This window comes from Paraburkholderia sp. JHI2823 (genome assembly GCF_038900695.1).
Lineage (GTDB): Bacteria > Pseudomonadota > Gammaproteobacteria > Burkholderiales > Burkholderiaceae > Paraburkholderia > Paraburkholderia mimosarum.
Window position 1 is genome coordinate 119,034 of the sequence record NZ_JAYMRY010000005.1, and the last position, 15,651, is coordinate 134,684.

Here is a 15,651-nt window from a genome sequence, read left to right on the forward strand (position 1 = left end):
TGGAAACCGCCATCACAAACCGGTTAGAATGGCGGCCCTCCCAAAAACCCGGTGCGCCTCCTTCCGCTGCAAAACGGCGGGCAAGCGGCGGCCGCGCATGCGAAACCCATGGCGAAACTCCTGACCGATCAAGAATTCCAGCGCTTTTCCGAGCTTCAGCAGAAACAGGCGAGCTTCACGATCACGCCCGACGAAGCCGACGAGTTGCGCGACATCGTCGCGCGCGCGCAGAAGAAGCGCGATGACCGCGCCAATGCGATGCAGACTGTCGAGACCGCCATTGCGCAGTTCGAGATCGCGCCCGAGGAGCTTTTCACGGCCGAGCAGATCGCCGATGCCGCGCGCAATTTCGGTTTGATTCCGGCCACGCGCAAGGAGCGCGTGCTGCCGCCCTCGCTCACCTTCAACGGCAAGACGCACCAGTGGACCACGCGCGCGCTGCCAGAGGAGATCCGCACGCCGCTGTTCGAGGCGTTCGAGGGCGGCCAGTCGGTCAAGGCGTTCATCGCCACACCCAAGGACGCCGCGCGCTGCGCCGCGACGATCGCGCGCCTCGAGAAGGAAACCGGTGCGCGGTACGGCGAAGCCTGGCTCGAAGAACTCGCGCTCACGCGCGGCCAGATCGACGACGCGCTCGCGAAGCTCGCAGCGTAATCAGAAAACGGCAGCAGCAAACGGCAGCAGCAAACGGGCGCCGCGTCAGTCGAGCGGCATGCGAAAACCGACCACACCCGGATCTTCCGTGGGCGTGACGGTAAAGCCGCAGGCGCGCGCAAGGCCGATCATCGGCGCGTTCTCGCGCAAGGCCTCGCCAAGTAGCCAGTGCGTGCCGCGCGAGCGCGCGTAATCGATGATGCGCGACATCAAGAGGCGCCCGAGGCCGCCCCGCTTGAGATTCGACCGGATCGCGACCGCGAACTCGGCGGTTTCGTTGTCGGGGTCGGCCACGGCGCGCACCACGCCCACCGTGCGCGGCTGGCCGTCCTCGCCTTGCACGACCGCGATGAGCGCCATCTCGCGGTCGTAGTCGATTTGCGTCATGCGCGCGAGCTGCGTGTGATCGAAGCTGCGCACCGCCGAGAAGAAACGCAGGCGCAAGTCGTCGGGCGTCATCGATTCGACGAACGTGCGGTGCATCGCTTCGTCTTCGGGACGGATCGGCCGGATCGTGAGGCGCTCGCCGTGCCAGTCGACGGTTTCTTCGAGGCGGCGCGGATACGGCATGATCGCGAAGCGGCTGCGCTGTTCGGCGACCTGCAGGCGCGGCGCGACCACAACGGTCGCCTCCGGCAGCACACGCAGCGTCAAGCGCATGCCGACGATCTCGCGCACCTCGCACACGAACTGCGAAAGCTCGGTGAGTGCGGCGAGCGTCGCCTCCGGCGCCACAATGCGTGCATAGGGCGAGCGAGCGACGATGTCGCGCGAAAGCACGGGATTGAGCGGCGGCAGGCTGTAGACGCGCAGCGGCGGCGAGATGTCGTCCGGCGAAGGCGCAGAAAACCGGAACACCGGGCCGAAGTTCTCGTCGTCGCGAAACTCCACGGACACGTCCACCACGGGCTTCACGCCCGGTTCGTCCTGCGCCTGCGTGACGAGCCCGAACAAGGCCAGCATCCGCCCCGCCTCCTCGCCTTCCAGTTCCGTGCGCCCGGCCGCCAGCGCCGCGCGCGCCTCGCCTTGCGCGGCCTCGATCGCGGCAGGCCCCTGGGCCGGCATCGTCTCCGGCGTCTGCATCAGCAGCTCGCGGCCCAGCCGGTAGTCGACGAGACGGGCGAACGCGCGCGCGAGGCGCCGCGGCGTGGTGTGGACCGGAATGCCGTGGGCGTGCAGCTCGTCGCGCGTCTTTTCCTCCACGCCGCCGAAGAAGCACGCGAGCATGCCGCGATACGCAAAGCGCTGCTGCTCGATCAGCGTGCGCGCCACCTCGTCCACCGGCGCGCTGTGCGTGGGCGCGTGCACGACGAACGCCGTGCCGCTCGAACGTTGCGTCGCCAGCGTCTGCAGCGCGAGGCCGAAGTGCTCGGGCTTCGCGGTGTCGCCGAGCACCAGCGGATTGCCCGCCTGCGCGTGCGGCAGCGCGGCCTGGACGGCGGCGAGCGCCGCGTCGTCCCAGCGGGCGAGCGTGTCGCCGGCCTTCATGAAGGCGTCGCGCGCGAGCGCCGCCACGCCGCGGTCGCTCGTGATGAGCGTAGCCGTGTCGCTCGCGGCCACGCGGCCCACGCCCAGCGTTTCGATTTCGTCGAGCAGGTCGTCGAGCGTATCGACACGCACGATGCCCGCGCGCCGGAACGCCGCCGTGTAGAGCGCATCGCCGCGATCGTCGCGGCCGCTGCGCAGCGCGAGCACCGGCTTGTTGCGCGCCGCCGCGCGCGCCGCCGACATGAACTTGCGAGCGGCGCGGATCGTGTCCACTTCGAGCAGGATGGCGCGCGTGCCGGGATCGCTCGCGAGATAGTCGAGCACGTCGCCCGCGTCGATGTCGGCTTCGTCGCCGAGCGCGATCACGTGCGAGAAGCCGAGACCGCGCGGGGCGGCCCAGCGCAGCACGGCGTTGGTGAGCGCGTTCGATTGCGAGACCCACGCCACGCCGCCCTTGCGCGCGATGGAAGCCGCCGCGCCCAGTTGCGCGTTGAGCGCGGGCGTGAGCGCGCCAAGACTGCCCGGGCCCACGATACGCAGCAGATGCGGGCGCGCCGCGGCCAGCGCGTGGCGCAGGTCGGCCTGATCGGCTTCGTCGCGCACCTCGCCGACGATGATGGCCGCGCGCGTGCCCATGCCGCCGAGCCGGTGCACGAGCGCGGGCCATGTAGCGGGCCGCGTGCAGATAATCGCGACGCCGGGCGCCTCGGGCAGATCCCCGGCGTCGGCCAGCACGGGTCTGCCGTCGAACGCCTCTGAATCGCCCGCATGGCGCGGATTGACGGCCCACAGCGGGCTCGTGAAGCCGCCCTCGATCAGCCGCTGCCACACCATGCCGCCCACGCTGCCGGGACGCCGCGAAGCGCCGATGACGGCCACGGATTTAGGCTGGAACACCGCATCGAGATTGCGTACGGTCACAGGCACTCCTCGTTGATTGGTGAGATGCGGCCGGCAAGGTGCGGCCGGCGAGGTGCGGCCGGCGAGGTGCGGCCGGCTCGTCGCGTTTGACCGCTACATACCGTTACGAGAAGAGGATAGGGCAAGCGCGCAGGCGGTGCGCGTTTTTCGCCCGGCGCGCGTGTGCGCGAATGCGGCGACATGGCGTCGCACGCCACCTCGAGCGTACGACACCACCAGATGCGAGCGGGATGCTCGCTGCTTCGGGAAGGAAAGCACGGCGCGAGCGCGCCGCGCGTTTTACATCGACTTGCGGAACGGCGCGCCCGAATGCTCGCGCAACTCGTTGAAGACGATCTTCGGCCAGGCCTTTTGCGCGACTTCGATTTCGGAGACGTGCGAAGCCAGATACGTCGGCGCATTCGAGGCGTCGTAGGCCATACGGGCCTCGTACGAATCGGTGAAGCGGCGCAGCTCGACGGGATCGTCGCAGGTGACCCAGCGCGAGAGGCGATAGCGCGCCGGCATCAGGCGCACCGCCACCTTGTACTCGGCCGAAAGCCGGTGCGACACCACTTCGAACTGCAGCTGGCCGACCGCGCCCAGAATCGTCGCGCCGCCGTGGATCGGGCGGAACACCTGGATGGCACCCTCTTCGCCAAGCTGCTTGAGCGCCTCGCCCAGCTGCTTCGCGCGCATCGGATCGACCACTTCGATGGTCTGGAAGATTTCCGGCGCGAAGAAAGGCAAACCCGTGAACTGAAGGTCTTCGCCTTCGGTGAGCGTGTCGCCGAGACTCAGCGTGCCGTGGTTAGGAATACCGATGATATCGCCAGGGTAGGCCTCGGCCACAGTTTCGCGGCGCTGCGACAGGAAGCTCACAACGTTGTTGGCGCGGAAGGTCTTGTTGTTGCGCGTGACCTTCAGTTGCATGCCGCGCTCGAAGTGGCCCGAGCATACGCGGATGAACGCCACGCGGTCGCGGTGCGCGAGGTCCATGTTGGCCTGCACCTTGAACACGACGCCCGTGAATTTCGTTTCTTCCGGTGAGACCGGACGCTGCACGGCCATGCGCGGCGACGGCGGCGGCGCGAGATCGACCAGCGCGTCGAGAATCTCCTTCACGCCGAAGTTGTTGATCGCCGAGCCGAATAGCACCGGCGACTGCTCGCCCGCGAGGAAAGCGTCGCGATCGAACACGGGCGTCGCGCCCGTGATCAGCTCGACTTCTTCCTTCGTGCGTTTCCAGTGATATCCGAAGCGCGCTTCGCCCTCTTCGTCGCCGATGTGCTGCAGCGTTTCCACCGCGCCGCCCAGCGTTTCCTGGCCCGCGCGGAACACGCGCACCTGGTCGCGCTGAATGTCGTACACGCCCTGGAACTCCTTGCCCATGCCGATGGGCCAGGTGAACGGCACGGCGGCCACGCCCAGGTGCTGCTCGATTTCGTCGAGCAGGTCGAGCGGTTCGCGCACTTCGCGGTCCAGCTTGTTGATGAACGTGAGAATGGGCGTCTTGCGGCTGCGGCAGACTTCGAGGAGCTTGAGCGTTTGCGCTTCCACGCCGTTCGCGCCGTCGATCACCATCACGGCGGCATCGACCGCCGTGAGCACACGGTAGGTGTCTTCCGAGAAGTCCTCGTGGCCCGGCGTATCGAGCAGGTTGATGACGGCGTCGCCGTATTCGAACTGCATGACCGAGCTCGCGACCGAAATGCCGCGCTGCTTTTCGATCTCCATCCAGTCGGAGGTTGCGAAGCGGCCGCTCTTCTTGCCCTTCACGGTACCGGCAATCTGGATCGCGCCCGAAAACAGCAGCAGCTTTTCGGTGAGCGTGGTCTTGCCCGCGTCCGGGTGAGAAATGACCGCGAACGTGCGGCGGCGTCTGAGTTCGGCAACTGACATGGATAGGGCGGGTATCACAGATGAATTCGGGCAACCGGGCCGCGCGGCGGGGGTTGCAGCGAGCGCGGCGGCGCTTGCGGGCGGCGACCTGCTGGCGCATCTGGCGGCACGTGCGGCGGCGATGTGCGGCGATATGCGTCAAGTGCGCGGCTGTTTGCGCGGCGAATAGCACGAGCGATCGGGATGTCCCCGGGGATGCCCGCGCGAAACGGCGCCGGGACCGAATGATACACGGCATTCGCGCCGCCGACTAAACGTTTGAAGGGGTTCGAAGCCGTTTGAACAGGCCTCGCGCGCGGAGAACCTCTCGGGCGCTGCGCCAGGTGAGCTTTTACAGGATCGCGGCGCGAGCGCGCCGGTCGCCGCCGTCTCGGCGATTCATCGGATTCACGTTCGCGGAGCGCAGCCGCCTTTTTCCGATTCATCGGATTCACGTTCGCGGAGCGCAGCCGCCTTTTTCTGAAAACTTCCTTTCCCGACAAATAGTTGCTTTCCGGTGCGTGCGGCGCTCACGCGCACTGGGCACCTACGCCGGGCCCCATGCCGGCCGTGAGGTGAGCTTTTTCGGGATCATCGAGCGAGTCGGGAAAAGTACCGGCCGTCACCCCGGGGCGTCTTGCTCAGTCCGGCGTGACGGTACGCGCCAGATCGCCCGTTATTCCTTGATGAGAAAGCGTTCGCGGTTCTTGCCCGCCAGCCATCCCGGCGCTCGGCCGCGGCCGCTCCAGGTTTCGCCGGTTTTGGGGTTCATGTAGCGAGCCGGCTGCGCCTTTTTGCGCGCGGGGCGCCCGCGCCGGCTCGTGAAGCCCAGCTCTTCCGCGGTGATGTCGTACTCCGCGATCTTTTCCTTGATCTCGGCGATCGCCTGGGCGATTTCCTTTTCGCGCGCCACAGCCACTTCCTTGTGAAGTTTCTCCAGCTGGGCGGTCAATTGCTTGTAGCTCGGCATGGAACGTCATCTCCAGTTGAGTCACGAGACTGCCATTGTGACCGGTTTGGAGCCCAGGTGTCCGGGAAGACGCGTGCCTTTTACAATCCTGCCGCAAACGTTGGCTGACTTGCCACACAGGTGGCGCTAGCGATCGCGCTGCTGCACGGATTCGCGCGTCAGGCGGCTTTCGAGCGCGCGCAGCGCCTCGTTGAGCCGCTTCACGCGCTGTATCTGCGAAGGCACGAGGTTTTCGCTCGATACCGAATCGAGCCGGCCGCGCCAATAAGAAAGGGGAATGCGGTCGCGACCTGAAAGCCGCGCGATGATGTGTTCGAGATGCTCAATGTCCTTTTCGAGTTGATGATGATTCATCGCTGCCCCCGGGGTTATAACCAGTCTTATCGAGCTCGCGCGTATGCACTCACTTTCGTCGCATCACCGCTTTTCCGCGTGCGGCGGAATAATCGGTCAGATTTGCAATCGCCGGCGCTCCGAAATCCGTAATAAGTGCATACCGCTGGCGATTGTGCGTATTGTTCGTAACGTCAGACCAGAATAAAACCTGCGAGTCAAAGCCTCCGTTGGATACCGCACGGAATTCAGGAGGCCGGTCGTCCACGCTCACGTTGCGTCCGCATCGAAATACGGAAGGCAGATTAACGGGGGCCACCGAATCTGTACATTCCTCAATTGTGGAACGGCATGCGGAGCGCATTTAGACGCAGATTAGCCCGCCGACAAAACGAACAATGGGGACGGCGTGAAAACGAACGAATCACAATATGATCGCCTGCTGCATGCCATTTACGACACGATCGAAAATCCTTGCGCGTGGAAGGATTTTTGCGCGCATTTGCGAGAAACGGCTGGCGTCGCCTCGATTCATCTGTTCGGCTTCGAGCGGCAACGCGATCTTTTTTCCTGGAGCGACGGTTTCGCGCTCGACAGAGCCGAACCGCTGGAGCGAATTCACCCGCTTTATCGCCACGACGCGCGGCTCGCGTGGCTGCGAGGGTTTCCGGCCGGCAAGTGGCTGCATGGCGGCGTCGAGCTCGATGGCGCGGACGACGGTGCTGTCGGTCTGGCGCTCTGGCCGTTCAAGGAAGGCCATCGTTGCGTCGCGCTGTGCAAGCTCATCGACCAGCATGGCCTCGTGGTCATGCTCGCGTGCAACGGCCACGCCGGGGCGGGACCGCTCTCAGGCGAACATCGCGATCTGCTCGAACGGCTCACGCCGCATCTCATCCGCGCGGTGCGCGTGTACGCGCGCCGCTTCGCGCTGAACGCCGACGCGCTTGCAAACCGCTCACGCCCTCCGGCCATGCTCGTGAGCGCGCTGGGCGAGGTGCTCCATTGCAACGAAGCCGCGCAGCGGCTTCTGAGAACGACCTCGCTCGTGCGTGTGCGCGGGCGGCGGCTCTCGCTCGCCGCGCCCCATCACGCGCGCCTGCTAGAGGACATCGCGGTGAGCGAGGCCCGGCTGCGCAGCCGGGCGAGCGGCGCGCGCGCCGCAGCGGCGCGTTATCGCGCGCTGCGTATCGTCGGGGCGGTGGCCGGCAAAGGCGCGTCGGAGGCCGTTTCTGCAGCGGAGCCGGCCCCGGATGGCCACAGCGAACCGCCTGGCGTGCGAGCGCCGCTGAAGCTAGCAGCGAGCCAGCAGGAGGTGCTCTACGCGTTCTATAACGTGGTCATGGCCGATGATGCCCCGGCCCCGGAACCGCGCGCCTTCGCCGCGCTGACGTTCTATCACCCGCGGTCTGCACCGCTGGTCGACGAGCAGGTGCTCGCCACGGCCTTCGATCTCTCGCCCGCCGAATGCCGCATCGCGCTGCTGCTCGCGGAAGGCCTCACGCAAAAGGAAATCGCCGCGCACGTAGGCGTGCAGCACGATACCGTGCGCAAACAATTGCAATCGATCTTTCAGAAGACGGCGACGCGCCGCCAGCCCGACCTACTGCGCCTCTTGCTGAATCTGCCGGCGCGCGTCGCAGGCGCACCCGCCGATGGCTGAACGGCGCTCGCTGTCAGCCCGATGGGCTTACTTTGGCTTGCGGCAGGCGAACACGAGCGTGTAGGTGTCGCCGTCGCTGGAGTGGGCGACCGCATCAAAGCCCGCGCCATCGCAACGGGCGCGGGCCTGTTGCGTACACGAATCGTGATCGCCCGAGGCCGCGCATTGCACCTGGACCGTCGGACGGCCGTCCGAAAGAAACAACGGCGGCGCGCTGCTGCACGCAGCCAGCCCGGCGATCAAGGTCAACGCACATAGCGCGAACGGCAATTTGCCCACGCGGAACAACGGCGGGAACAACGGCGAACCAGGACGAGTCATTGGAGCACCCCGACGGGCCTTCTAGTTTTTCGACACGCGATTGTGCCATGCCGCGAGCCGTGTGCGATGCATCGCTGTCGGGTGTAAGCGCTCACGGCGCAGTCGAGCGCGTCTTGTATGGCAGCGGCCGACGCGGATCCGAGCGCACGCGCACGAAGACCTGCTCGACGTCGGGAATCGCAAGGAGCCTGCGCTCGAGCGCCGCGCTGTCGAAACCCGCGCCCGCACAGCCTTCCGCATAGACGAAACGGCGCTGCACCGTGATCCAGATGCTCGTGCCCGCGAACAGGGCATCGCCTTCGAGTTGTCGGCGAATGGCCGCTGCAATGTCGGGATCGTAAAGATACGAGTTCGGCTTCGCGCACTTGTGCGCGAGCCAGCAAGTCGTGCCGCGCTCCACGCGATAGTGGGCGTCGTCCTCGGCTTCGGCTTTCGTCATCAGCGGGCCGAGCGGCTGCGGGCAAGCCGCAATCGAATTCGATAGCGCGAAGAACGGATCGTTGTACCAGTTCTTGCGCGCGGTATCTGCCGTAGCTGTAGCCGTTGCATCCACCGAGCCGGGTGCGGACGCACCGGCTTGCGACTGCGCGAGCGCACCGCGAACGCCGGATAACGCGACACCACCCACCCAGGCAAGCACGGTCGCAAGCCGCGCCGCCCTGACTGCGAGCGTGCGCCGCACGCTTTGCCCCCTCGTACCAATTGCGCTCATCGACTGTCACCGCATGGGCCGGTTCCGGCCACCTCTCCTGCGAGAACGATAGAGCGGCGCCGCCACGCTCGCAATAAGGAGACACCTGCTTTCGCTACAATCGCTGCGACGCATCATGGCCGCGCCATACCAGAAGCCGAAGCCGCATCCAGAGCCGTCGCTCACGCAACGACCCGCACCGCGCAACACGATCGATCCGCAGGAGACTCCATGTCGTTTGTTATCGTTCTCGCCGCCCTCGCGTTCCTCATGCTCGCCGCGTACCGCGGCTACAGCGTGATTCTCTTCGCGCCCATCGCCGCGCTAGGCGCCGTCCTTCTCACCGAACCCGCCGCTGTCGCGCCGGTCTTTTCCGGCATCTTCATGGAAAAGATGGTGGGCTTCGTGAAGCTCTACTTTCCCGTGTTCCTGCTTGGCGCCGTGTTTGGGAAGGTGATCGAACTATCCGGCTTTTCCGAGGCGATCGTGCACGCCGCCATCCGCTATATCGGCCGCTCGCGCGCTAACGCCGTGATCGTGGCCGTGTGCGCGTTGCTCACGTACGGCGGCGTTTCGCTCTTCGTGGTGGTGTTCGCCGTGTACCCGTTCGCGGCCGAGCTGTATCGCCAGAGCGATATCCCCAAGCGCCTCATGCCCGGTGCCATCGCGCTCGGCGCATTCTCGTTCACGATGGATTCGCTGCCCGGCACGCCGCAAATCCAGAACATCATCCCCACCACATTCTTCAAGACCACGGCGTGGGCCGCGCCCTGGCTCGGCGTGATCGGCTCGCTTTTCATCGTCGTGGTGGGCCTCTCGTACCTCGAATGGCGCCGCCGCAGCGCGATGGCGAAAGGCGAAGGCTACGGCACGTCGCTCGTGAACGAGCCCGAGCACGTGAAGACCGAGCAACTGCCCAATCCGGTGCTCGCGCTCGCGCCGCTCGTGCTGGTGGGCGTGGCGAACTTCCTGCTCACGCGGTGGATTCCCGTCTGGTACGGCGACAGCGTGACCGTCCCGCCCGAAGTCCTGCCCGGCGTTCATACGCCGGTCACGGCCACCGTCAAGCAGGTCGTTGCGATCTGGGCGGTGCAGGGCGCGCTGCTCGCCGGCATCGTGCTCGTGATCGTGACGGCGTTCGGCCGCGTGAAAGACCGCTTCGCGAACGGCACGAAGGCGGCCGTGGGCGGCGCGCTGCTGGCTTCGATGAATACGGCCTCGGAGTATGGCTTCGGCGGCGTGGTCGCGGCGCTGCCTGGCTTCATCGTCGTGAGTGATGCGCTCAGAAGCATTCCGAACCCGCTCGTCAATGCCGCCGTTTCCGTGAGCGCGCTCGCGGGCATCACGGGCTCGGCTTCGGGCGGCATGAGCATCGCGCTCGCGGCCATGTCGGAGACCTTCATCAAGAACGCGCAGGCGGCGCACATTCCCATGGACGTGCTGCACCGCGTGGTGGCCATGGCGAGCGGCGGCATGGACACGCTGCCGCACAACGGCGCGGTCATCACGCTGCTCGCGGTCACGGGGCTCACGCACCGCGAATCGTATCGGGACATTTTTGCCGTGACGGTCATCAAGACGCTGGCCGTCTTTTTCGTCATCGCCGTGTTCTACCTGACGGGGCTTGTCTAACGCGTGGCGGGTGCGGGCGCGCGCCCTACACTTCGAGCCATTCCTGCCGGACGCGCGCATCGTTCTTCAACTGCTGCGGCGTCCCCTCGAAGACGATCTGGCCATGCCCCATGACGTACACGCGCTGCGAGATGTCGAGCGCAATGGCCTGCTTCTGCTCGACGAGCAGCACCGAAATGCCGCGCGCCTTCAGCGTCTTCAGATAGTCGGCCACCTGCGCGACGACGAGCGGCGCGAGCCCTTCGGTCGGCTCGTCGATGATGATGAGATCGGGGTCGCCCATGAGCGTGCGGCACAGCGTCAGCATCTGCTGCTCGCCTCCGGACAGCAGGCCCGCAGCCGTGTTCTCGCGCTCCTTCAGGCGCGGGAATAGCCGGTACATGTCGTCCAGTTGCCAGCGCGGCTTGTGTCGCGACCCGTTGCGCTTTTCGCCGAGCATGAGGTTCTGCCGCACGGTCAGCGTCGGGAAAATATCGCGGTTCTCCGGGACGTAGCCGATTCCCCGGTGCGCGATCTCGAACGTGCGCAGCCCGCGCACGTCCTGTCCGCGCAGCAGGATATGCCCCTCGCACCGGACGAGCCCCATGATCGCCTTGGCGAGCGTCGAGCGGCCCACGCCGTTGCGCCCCAGCAAGGCGACGATCTCGCCCTCGCCAACCTGCATCTCCACCCCGTGCAGGATATGGCTCTTGCCGTAGAACGCATGCAGGCCGCGCACCTCGAGCATGGCATTGGCGCTGGCCATCAATGTGCCCCTGTGGCTTCGTCCAGCGTGGTGCCCAGATAGGCTTCCTTCACGCGGCGGTTGTTACGGATGGCCTGCGGCGTGTCCGTGGCGATCACCTCGCCGTAGACCAGCACCGAGATGCGGTCGGCGAGGCCGAACACGACGCTCATGTCGTGCTCGACCATCACCAGCGTCTTGCCAACCGTGACCCGGCGAATCAGTTCCACCGCGTGGTCCGATTCCGAACGGCTCATGCCCGCCGTCGGCTCGTCGAGCAGGATCACTTCGGCGCCGCCCGCAATCGTGATGCCGATTTCGAGCGCGCGCTGCTCCGCGTAAGTGAGCAGTCCGGCGGGCGTGTCGTGCCGGCCCTGCAATCCGATCAGCTCCAGCACGGCTTCGGCGCGTTCGCGCGCGTCGCGCAACTGCTCGAGGCGATGCCAGAACGAATACCGGTAGCCGAGCGCCCACAACACGGCGCAGCGCAAATTCTCGAACACCGAAAGGCGATGAAAAATGTTGGTCACCTGAAAACTGCGCGACAGGCCCATACGGTTGATCTTGTACGGCGGCAGCCCGCCGATATCGAAGCCGTTCAGCTTGACCGACCCCGAGGTAGGCGCGATGCGCCCCGAGATCAGGTTGAACGTAGTCGATTTGCCCGCGCCGTTGGGGCCGATCAGTGCGTGACGCTCGCCCTTCGCGATATCCAGGTTCACGCCGCGAATGATCTCCGTACGCCCGAACTGCTTGCGCACTTCACGTAATTCCAGCGCGCTCGTCATGCGTGGCTCCCCGCGATTTCCCGTTGCACACGATCCCACGCATCGCGCAGGCGCGCGGCCGCGAGACGCGAGGCCGGCAAGCCCAGCGCCCACAGCGCCGCCGCGACGGCGCGGGGCGCCCACGACGCGGCATCGAAGCTCACGCCCATGAGCCGCATCGCAGTGCCGCTATCGCTGTCGATCTGCAGCTTGTAGACGAGTTCGACCGTCAGCACCAGCGCGCAAAGCACGATCGTCGCGGCGCCCAGCGCCGCGGCGTACGACGGCAGCATGCGGTGCAGCTTGCGCGCGGCGATCAGCGGAACCTGTTTCATCAACAGGCTCGATACGCCGCCCGGCACGTACATCACCACCAGCACGAAAAAGAGCCCGAGGTACAGCAACCATGCCGGCGTGAGATTGGACAACGCCACCGCGAACAGCACGAACAAAATGGAGCCGATGACCGGCCCGAAGAAGTACGCCCCGCCACCGATGAACGTCGCCAGCAGCACGCCACCCGACTGCGCGGCGCCGACGTTCTCGGCGGTCACGATCTCGAAGTCGATCGCCGACAGGCCGCCCGCGATGCCCGCAAAGAACGCCGAGAGGATCATCACGAGAAAGCGCACGCGCTGCGTGTCGTATCCCACGAATCCGGCGCGTTCGGGATTGTCGCGCACGGCGTTGGCGATGCGGCCGAGCGGGGTCTGCGTCCATGCGTACATGGCGATCATCGAGACGAGACACCAGACCGCAATCAGGTAATAAACCTGGATCGCCGGGCCGTACGTGATGCCGAGCACCGCATGGCCGGCCGTGCGGTTGGTCGGCACGCCGCCTTCTCCGCCGAAGAAACCGGGGAACATTAGCGAGCTGGCCGCCACCATTTCGCCGATGCCGAGTGTAATCATCGCGAAGGTGGTGCCCGACTTGCGCGTGGTCACATAGCCGAACAGCACGCCGAACAGCATGCCCCCGAACCCGCCCACCAGCGGCAGCAGCGAGACCGGCAACGGAAAATGGGCCGCGCCGATCTGGTTGAGCACATGCGCCGCCACGAAGGCGCCGAGGCCGGAGTACACGGCGTGTCCGAACGAGAGCATGCCGGTCTGCCCGAGCAGCATGTTGTACGAGAGCGCGAAGATGATCATGATGCCCATCTGCGAAAGCAGGGCGATCGCGAAGCCGCTGGAAAACACGAGCGGCAGCACCAGCATCGCGAGCGCCGTCGCGCCCCAGATGTAGAGGCGCAGCGAATGGCCGGATTGCAACCGACCCTGGCGCTGCGACGCCGAACCGGTACGGGCTTGAATGAGCGGCTTCATCGTTCACCCCTCCCGCTTGCCGAGCAACCCGCGCGGCCGCAGGATCATCATGAGCACCATCAGCAGGTAAGGCAGAATCGGCGCGACCTGCGATACGGGCATGCGCAATAGCGACGCCATCGCGGTGCTCTCCGTCACCGTCACGCCAGCGAGCGAAAATAGATCGGACAGCGAAACATCGATCGTCACGGCGAATGTCTGCATGATGCCGATCAGCAACGACGCGATGAACGCGCCCGGCAGCGAGCCCATGCCGCCCACCACGGCGATGACGAACACGATCGTCCCCACCGACTCGGCCATGGAAGGCGAAGTGACGAACGCATTGCCGCCGATCACGCCCGCCAGCCCCGCCAGCGCGGCGCCGCCGCCGAACACCAGCATGAACACGCGCGGCACGTTGTGCCCCAGTGCCTCGACCATTTCCGGATGCGTGAGCGAGGCCTGGATGACGAGGCCGATGCGCGTGCGCGTCAACACCAGATACAGCGCCGCGAGCATCGAAACCGATATCAGCATCATGAAGGCGCGATATTTCGGGAATGCCGAGTTGAACACCGTGAAGAGCGCGCCGTTCAGTTCGGGCGGAATCGCATACGGCACGGCGGCGAGCCCCCAGACCAGCTTGACGCCCTCCACGATTAGATACGAAAGGCCGAAGGTGAACAGCAGCTCCGCCACATGCCCGAACTTGTGCACGGTGCGCAGGCCGAAACGCTCGACGAGCGCGCCCACCCCGGCCACGAGCACCGGCGCCACCACGAGCGCCGGCCAGAAGCCAATCTTGCTCGCAACGGTGTATGCGAAGTAGGCCCCGAGCATGTAGAAGCTCGCGTGCGCGAAGTTGAGCACGCCCATCATGCTGAAGATCAGCGTGAGGCCCGACGAAAGCATGAACAGCAGCAGCCCGTAGCTGACGCCGTTCAACAGAGAGATGGTCAGAAATTCCACTGCCCGATGATCCTTGTGAAGTGTCGCGCCGGCAGCGTTCAGCCCGGCCGCTTCATCTGGCAAGTGGTCGGCTGCGTCGCCGCGGTCGGCCCGAGCTGGACGTCGGTGCGCCAGCCATAGCCGGTGTTCTCCTGATCGTACTTCACGGCTTTGCCGTCCACCCGCGTCCAGGTCGCGATCACCAGCGATTGCTGCGCCTGGTGATCCGCGGCGCGCATCGTCACCGGGCCGTTCATGCCGTCCACCGTCATGGCTTCGAAGGCCTTGGCCACCTTGACCGGATCCGTCGACTTCGTTGCGTTCATTGCCTTGCTCAACATGGCGATGCCGGTATAGGCCGTCGCCAGGTAGTAGTCGTCGTTGTACTTCTTCTTGTAGCCTTCGATGATCTGCCCGACCACCGGCGGGTTGCCCGCCGTGTTCGGGCCGAACACCCCGACGTACTTGACGTGATCGGCGCCGTCCGCACCCATCGCGGTCGGCACGCCGGTCGTGCCGCCGTAATACGTGTAGAAGCTGGACGTCACGCCCGCGTCCTTGCTCGCCTTCACGAGCAACGCGAGATCGCTGCCCCAGTTGCCCGTGATGACCGTGTCGGCGCCCGAAGCCTTGATCTTGGTCGCGTAAGGCGAGAAGTCCTTCACGCGCGCGAGCGGATGAAAGTCGTCGCCGACGATCACGATATCCGGGCGCTTGCTCTTCAGGTCCTCGCGCGCCGCGCGCGAGACGTCATGGCCGAACGAGTAGTCCTGATTGATCAGGTAGACCTTCTTGATGTCCTTGTCGCGCGCGAGGAACGTGGTGAGCGCATCCATCTTCATGTCCGCGTTCGCGTCGAGGCGGAAGTGCCAGTAGTCGCACCGCGCGTTGGTCATCGCGGGGTCCACCGCGGCGTAGTTCAAATAGACGATTTCCTTGCCCGGATTGCGCGCATTGTACTTCGCGACCGCATCTTCCAGCGCGATGCCCACCGAGGATCCGTTGCCCTGCACGATATAGCGAATGCCCTGGTCGGCGGCCTGGGTCAGCAGCGTCAGGCTCTCCTGCGGCGAGAGCTTGTTGTCGAACCCGACCACCTCGAACTTCGTGCCGTTTGCCCAGTTATGTTCATTGGCAAATTCGGCCGTGTATTGCCAGCTATGCAGCTGATTCGTTCCAAGCGATGCCATCAGGCCCGACAGTGGATCGATGAACGCAATCCTGACCGTCTCCGCTCGCGCGGCCCCAGCCACCCATGCAGAACCTGCAACCGCACCAATCAGCAACGCGCGCAACATCCTCATGGACTGTCTCCTTTGTGTGGGCATAGCGTGTCGTTCGCGATATTTCTGTCCGGTCGTGCGATTTTCGC

At 65.6% G+C, this 15,651-nt stretch carries 15 protein-coding genes; 3 read left to right on the forward strand and 12 right to left on the reverse strand.

Translation table 11 applies throughout. From position 1 onward, the window contains the following. Positions 1-108 precede the first annotated feature (108 nt). Positions 109-654 (forward strand): hypothetical protein, encoded by a 546-nt coding sequence (locus VSR34_RS08190; protein ID WP_028211132.1) that lies wholly within the window; start codon positions 109-111, stop codon positions 652-654. A 45-nt stretch (positions 655-699) separates the two neighbouring features. Here VSR34_RS08190 and VSR34_RS08195 read toward each other — a convergent pair whose 3' ends face one another. From VSR34_RS08195 to VSR34_RS08215, 5 genes are all read right to left on the reverse strand, one after another. Continuing rightward, positions 700-3,063, reverse strand: coding sequence for a GNAT family N-acetyltransferase (locus tag VSR34_RS08195; protein ID WP_342962291.1), 2,364 nt, complete (start codon positions 3,061-3,063; stop codon positions 700-702). A gap of 279 nt (positions 3,064-3,342) precedes the next feature. Then, on the reverse strand, positions 3,343-4,944 hold the full coding sequence (locus VSR34_RS08200) for a peptide chain release factor 3 (RefSeq protein WP_028211134.1): 1,602 nt from the start codon (positions 4,942-4,944) through the stop codon (positions 3,343-3,345). 655 nt (positions 4,945-5,599) lie between these two features. Further along, a complete protein-coding gene (locus VSR34_RS08205; protein WP_028211135.1) occupies positions 5,600-5,893 on the reverse strand; it encodes an H-NS histone family protein in 294 nt (97 codons plus the stop codon). A gap of 126 nt (positions 5,894-6,019) precedes the next feature. Then, positions 6,020-6,247 carry a hypothetical protein gene (locus VSR34_RS08210; protein WP_042287919.1) on the reverse strand — a complete coding sequence of 76 codons (228 nt, stop codon included), beginning with the start codon at positions 6,245-6,247 and terminating at the stop codon, positions 6,020-6,022. Between the two features lie 49 nt (positions 6,248-6,296). Next, a complete protein-coding gene (locus VSR34_RS08215) occupies positions 6,297-6,500 on the reverse strand; it encodes a hypothetical protein (RefSeq protein ID WP_154671110.1) in 204 nt (67 codons plus the stop codon). A 135-nt stretch (positions 6,501-6,635) separates the two neighbouring features. Here VSR34_RS08215 and VSR34_RS08220 point away from each other — a divergent pair, with 135 nt between their 5' ends. Further along, positions 6,636-7,886, forward strand: coding sequence for a helix-turn-helix transcriptional regulator (locus VSR34_RS08220; protein ID WP_028211136.1), 1,251 nt, complete (start codon positions 6,636-6,638; stop codon positions 7,884-7,886). Positions 7,887-7,913: 27 nt separating this feature from the next. Here VSR34_RS08220 and VSR34_RS08225 read toward each other — a convergent pair whose 3' ends face one another. Further along, entirely contained in the window at positions 7,914-8,207 is a 294-nt protein-coding gene (locus tag VSR34_RS08225) for a hypothetical protein (protein WP_042287916.1), read from the reverse strand. A 91-nt stretch (positions 8,208-8,298) separates the two neighbouring features. Beyond that, entirely contained in the window at positions 8,299-8,919 is a 621-nt protein-coding gene (locus tag VSR34_RS08230) for a BON domain-containing protein (RefSeq protein ID WP_342962292.1), read from the reverse strand. Positions 8,920-9,129: 210 nt separating this feature from the next. On the opposite strand from VSR34_RS08230, the gene VSR34_RS08235 reads away from it, so the two are divergent. Beyond that, on the forward strand, positions 9,130-10,530 hold the full coding sequence (locus VSR34_RS08235) for a GntP family permease (protein WP_028229766.1): 1,401 nt from the start codon (positions 9,130-9,132) through the stop codon (positions 10,528-10,530). A 25-nt stretch (positions 10,531-10,555) separates the two neighbouring features. Here VSR34_RS08235 and VSR34_RS08240 read toward each other — a convergent pair whose 3' ends face one another. The 5 genes from VSR34_RS08240 to VSR34_RS08260 are packed head-to-tail and all read right to left on the reverse strand — an operon-like array spanning position 10,556 to position 15,583. Then, entirely contained in the window at positions 10,556-11,275 is a 720-nt protein-coding gene (locus tag VSR34_RS08240) for an ABC transporter ATP-binding protein (protein WP_342962293.1), read from the reverse strand. Further along, on the reverse strand, positions 11,275-12,042 hold the full coding sequence (locus tag VSR34_RS08245) for an ABC transporter ATP-binding protein (protein ID WP_028211141.1): 768 nt from the start codon (positions 12,040-12,042) through the stop codon (positions 11,275-11,277). The genes VSR34_RS08240 and VSR34_RS08245 overlap by 1 nt, the downstream gene beginning before the upstream one ends. Further along, complete coding sequence (locus tag VSR34_RS08250) at positions 12,039-13,349, reverse strand: branched-chain amino acid ABC transporter permease (RefSeq protein WP_342962294.1); 1,311 nt, start codon at positions 13,347-13,349, stop codon at positions 12,039-12,041. The genes VSR34_RS08245 and VSR34_RS08250 overlap by 4 nt, the downstream gene beginning before the upstream one ends. 3 nt (positions 13,350-13,352) lie before the next feature. Beyond that, positions 13,353-14,300 carry a branched-chain amino acid ABC transporter permease gene (locus tag VSR34_RS08255; RefSeq protein ID WP_028211143.1) on the reverse strand — a complete coding sequence of 316 codons (948 nt, stop codon included), beginning with the start codon at positions 14,298-14,300 and terminating at the stop codon, positions 13,353-13,355. Between the two features lie 38 nt (positions 14,301-14,338). Continuing rightward, positions 14,339-15,583 carry a branched-chain amino acid ABC transporter substrate-binding protein gene (locus tag VSR34_RS08260; protein WP_342962295.1) on the reverse strand — a complete coding sequence of 415 codons (1,245 nt, stop codon included), beginning with the start codon at positions 15,581-15,583 and terminating at the stop codon, positions 14,339-14,341. Positions 15,584-15,651 lie beyond the last annotated feature (68 nt).

Excerpts from the sequence above, each read along its gene's own strand:
- VSR34_RS08260 (WP_342962295.1), bottom strand. The coding sequence starts at position 15,583 with ATGAGGATGTTGCGCGCGTTGCTGATTGGTGCGGTTGCAGGTTCTGCA.
- VSR34_RS08235 (WP_028229766.1), top strand. The coding sequence starts at position 9,130 with ATGTCGTTTGTTATCGTTCTCGCCGCCCTCGCGTTCCTCATGCTCGCC.
- VSR34_RS08245 (WP_028211141.1), bottom strand. The coding sequence starts at position 12,042 with ATGACGAGCGCGCTGGAATTACGTGAAGTGCGCAAGCAGTTCGGGCGT.
- VSR34_RS08200 (WP_028211134.1), bottom strand. The coding sequence starts at position 4,944 with ATGTCAGTTGCCGAACTCAGACGCCGCCGCACGTTCGCGGTCATTTCT.
- VSR34_RS08205 (WP_028211135.1), bottom strand. The coding sequence starts at position 5,893 with ATGCCGAGCTACAAGCAATTGACCGCCCAGCTGGAGAAACTTCACAAG.
- VSR34_RS08250 (WP_342962294.1), bottom strand. The coding sequence starts at position 13,349 with ATGAAGCCGCTCATTCAAGCCCGTACCGGTTCGGCGTCGCAGCGCCAG.
- VSR34_RS08240 (WP_342962293.1), bottom strand. The coding sequence starts at position 11,275 with ATGGCCAGCGCCAATGCCATGCTCGAGGTGCGCGGCCTGCATGCGTTC.
- VSR34_RS08210 (WP_042287919.1), bottom strand. The coding sequence starts at position 6,247 with ATGAATCATCATCAACTCGAAAAGGACATTGAGCATCTCGAACACATC.
- VSR34_RS08225 (WP_042287916.1), bottom strand. The coding sequence starts at position 8,207 with ATGACTCGTCCTGGTTCGCCGTTGTTCCCGCCGTTGTTCCGCGTGGGC.
- VSR34_RS08190 (WP_028211132.1), top strand. The coding sequence starts at position 109 with ATGGCGAAACTCCTGACCGATCAAGAATTCCAGCGCTTTTCCGAGCTT.
- VSR34_RS08230 (WP_342962292.1), bottom strand. The coding sequence starts at position 8,919 with ATGAGCGCAATTGGTACGAGGGGGCAAAGCGTGCGGCGCACGCTCGCA.